Here is a 3,257-nt window from a genome sequence, read left to right on the forward strand (position 1 = left end):
AAATTCCCATAACGCTCCATTTCATTCCATGATTCGGCGCCACTCAGTACTGAAGCAATAGATATGAAAACAATATCATCTAAAAGATGATAGCGAGTCCGTTCAACACGAGGATCTTTCATCCCTGAAAAATACAATAAGAAACCTCCTTCTCTCATTAGTATAAATATCTGATTATCAGATAAACATACGTATAATTAACGATAAAAACAATACAATTAACTGATATTTAGATAGTTATGATTTAGGTGCGTTTGCCCTGTATTCCTACTTCTTTGCTCATATTTTGTATTATTTCGTGTGTAAAATTACTGCTTCATTTTGATATTCCAATTTGGAACATCAAGTTTAAAACGGATGGAACTCGTCAATATCTTTCTGTAAATCTTCTGTTTGATTCACTAAATAAGCTTCTGTACTACTCACATATCTATGTCCTGCCATTTGTTGAACTTGCCTAAGATTGTATTGCTTTAACCAATGAGTTATTACACTTGTCCGTACTTGTTTGAAGTTAATAAACTTAGGATTGTACTTTCTAATGTCATTTCTTAAGCTTTTCCAAATATCTAATTTTCCGCTTCCTGTGGCTTTTAATTTCCCTGCTGTTGGTGTAGATAAAAACAGTAGATCGGTTTCTGCTTCTCGGTATTTTAGTAATTCATTTCTTGTGGTGTATTGGTATTCCATCAGCTCAATGATCTGATTTGATTTTAACTCTAACGTTCTTTCATTACTCTTTCTACTTCCGCCTATGTAAATCTGCCTTTCTTGTGCTGATAATACTTTGGTTATTATTTGGCTGTCGGCCTCCGACTTTTTTATTTGATCTAACCTGTATGCTTCTAGTTGCTCAATTAATTCTGATAAGCTCGCTGCTATTACACTGGTGCCTATCTCTAATTTCTCTGCTGTTTTTCTTATTAGTTTTTCTGTTTGGGTATCGTTGTACAGATCTAAGTTGTGGCGAACTGGTGGAACGCTGCTATTTTTCAATTCTATTTTTAAAGTGCTGCGCATTCTATCTAAACCTTCAAGCTTAATACCGCCTAGCACGGTTAGCTTTAAGATTTCATTTTGATAGATTAAGGATTCGGGATTTAGTGTATTGAACTTTTTTGCTGACATTGGAAAAATATATTTTTAAGACCTATTGGTAGCAATATGTAAATGATTGGTCTAAATTACAAAAGTACTATTTGGTTTTTATAAGACCTTTTAATACTATACTTTTGCCCTTATCAATAAATAATGATCTATTTAACTACTAATTAATATGACACTCGGTGAACACATCATGCTCTTAAGAAAGAGCAAAAGCCTTTCTCAATCAGCTCTCGGTAAAATAATAGATACCTCTGGCGATATTCTTGGACGATACGAACGTAATCTGATTTCTCCTTCTATTGATGTTACAGTTAAGCTGGCTGATGCCTTAGAAGTTTCTTTGGATTACTTGGTTGGCAAAACAAAAATGGTGATAGATAACCAAGCCCTTAAAAGATTAGAAGATATTTCGCAACTAGACCAAACAGACAAAGAACATCTCTTTGCAACTATTGATGCTTTTCTGAGAGATGCTAAAACTAGAGATGCTTACAAATAATTCTCGCTGATGAACTACATCTCTTTTCTTAAAAACATATTAGAACAAGACGACCACGACATTAACGGCTTCTTGGATATTGCTTTAAACGACAGTAATTTCCCTAATTCTTCCGACCCTGTTAAACTAGCGCAATACCTTTATTTACAACTAACACCAGATGAGACAATAGGTTTCCAAAAAACTTTAATGATCTACGAGCAAAAAGAGATAGCCAACCAAATACCGCCCAAGTATAAAAACAACGAAGCCCTATTTCTTAGAGCTATCAATTACATTGTAAAGCTACAAGACAACGACTCCAAGTATCCGTTCGCGCATCTACTACCAAAGAACCAAAACTAATTCCAAAACAAAAGCCTCTGATTTCTCAAAGGCTTATATTGCTTTACGTTTTTTCAGACTGGCACTTTTGCAGTTCTAATTATCAAACTGCCTCCCATTCGACAAATAGTAATACCAGCTATCTCCTAATGCAATAGCATTTTTCTTAATTAGGTATTGCTGAGTTTTAGAATTAGAATTACGAACAATCACAACAATTGTATTTTGTGAAATTTGTAATTCAATCATATCCTTGATTAAAGTATTCTTATAATTTAATGCTACTAATTTTAAATCATCAAAACATGGTATCACACTATCACACACACCTAATATCACCGTCCCGAGCTGTTGCTGAGAGTCAACATGTTTTTTGTTTTTCAAAAACTTTTCACACGAATCCTTATACAGAACAAAGTACTCATCATTATAATCAATTGAAGCGAATACATATGCACTACCACGTTTATACATTCGATGATTCGATAAAAGATGCAAATCAATAGATTCAATCTCATCCTTATAAAATGATTTTGCTTCCAACTCTGAGTCATTCGATGAACACCCTACCAGTATTGACGCAATTAATACTAAAATTATAATGCTATTTAATTTACCTATCATATCCTGCTTTTATAGCTTTCTGGTCAATATCATCATCCCCACCAATACTAATATAATTATAACTTTTATACCATGGATAGTCAGCCCCATTTTGCCGTTTTCCATTAAATAAACCATTTATTTCCGAAGAAGACTTTACCGAAATCCAACTGAATCCTAAATTTTTCATTGAATAAGCCCATGTATAATTTCCAGCATCATAATTATTATAAGCTACTCCTCCTGCTAAATGCAGCTTACTACTAGCAAGCTTAACATCCTTTATTTCAAACATAAACGTTTCAGAGTTCATTTCCGCGACTCCATGATATCTTATTACGAAATCCATATTTCCTGATCCTCTCGTAATAATATTATTATCATTAGGGCCACTTTCAAACCAAGCATACATCCACTTATTTTCGCCAATCGATTTATAAACAGCGTTTGCCATCATATACTCTACATTCTCTTCAAAATTTAAATCAAGCCCCTTTATACTTCCTGACTTAAGACCTTTTACATCATTTTCAGCATCATTAAATTGAAAAGTTCCTACCCCCACCAAACCGTTCTCATCGGAGTAATACCAGTTTAAATTCAAAGCTGCCTATATATTTCGTATATTTATAGTATGGGAAAAAGAGCTAATATATTTATAAAAGAGAGCGAAGAAGAATTAACTATTCTGTATAAAAAGGAAAGGAACTATAAAAGGAAACTA

6 protein-coding genes are annotated in these 3,257 nt (G+C 33.4%); 2 read left to right on the forward strand and 4 right to left on the reverse strand.

Going from position 1 to position 3,257, the window contains the following annotated elements:
• Together HRT72_05135 and HRT72_05140 are read right to left on the reverse strand one after the other, a co-directional pair.
• Positions 1 to 158: transposase family protein (locus tag HRT72_05135; protein NQY67093.1), on the reverse strand; the 158-nt coding region annotated here is incomplete at its 3' end.
• Between the two features lie 190 nt (positions 159 to 348).
• On the reverse strand, positions 349 to 1,128 hold the full coding sequence (locus tag HRT72_05140; protein ID NQY67094.1) for a site-specific integrase: 780 nt from the start codon (positions 1,126 to 1,128) through the stop codon (positions 349 to 351).
• 148 nt (positions 1,129 to 1,276) lie between these two features.
• Here HRT72_05140 and HRT72_05145 point away from each other — a divergent pair, with 148 nt between their 5' ends.
• Positions 1,277 to 1,606: a helix-turn-helix transcriptional regulator gene (locus HRT72_05145; protein ID NQY67095.1), complete on the forward strand. Its 330-nt coding sequence runs from the start codon at positions 1,277 to 1,279 to the stop codon at positions 1,604 to 1,606.
• 9 nt (positions 1,607 to 1,615) lie between these two features.
• The gene (locus HRT72_05150; GenBank protein NQY67096.1) at positions 1,616 to 1,951 is read left to right on the forward strand and encodes a hypothetical protein; all 336 of its coding nucleotides are present in this window, start codon (positions 1,616 to 1,618) and stop codon (positions 1,949 to 1,951) included.
• 75 nt (positions 1,952 to 2,026) lie between these two features.
• Here the strand turns inward: HRT72_05150 and HRT72_05155 are convergent, their stop codons facing one another.
• Both HRT72_05155 and HRT72_05160 read right to left on the reverse strand, forming a co-directional pair.
• Positions 2,027 to 2,554: a hypothetical protein gene (locus tag HRT72_05155; GenBank protein ID NQY67097.1), complete on the reverse strand. Its 528-nt coding sequence runs from the start codon at positions 2,552 to 2,554 to the stop codon at positions 2,027 to 2,029.
• Positions 2,544 to 3,137, reverse strand: a complete 594-nt coding sequence (locus HRT72_05160) for a hypothetical protein (GenBank protein NQY67098.1) — start codon at positions 3,135 to 3,137, stop codon at positions 2,544 to 2,546. Before HRT72_05160 ends, HRT72_05155 begins: the two co-directional genes overlap by 11 nt.
• Positions 3,138 to 3,257: the final 120 nt, after the last annotated feature.

The organism is Flavobacteriales bacterium (assembly GCA_013214975.1).
Taxonomy (GTDB): Bacteria; Bacteroidota; Bacteroidia; order DT-38; family DT-38; genus DT-38.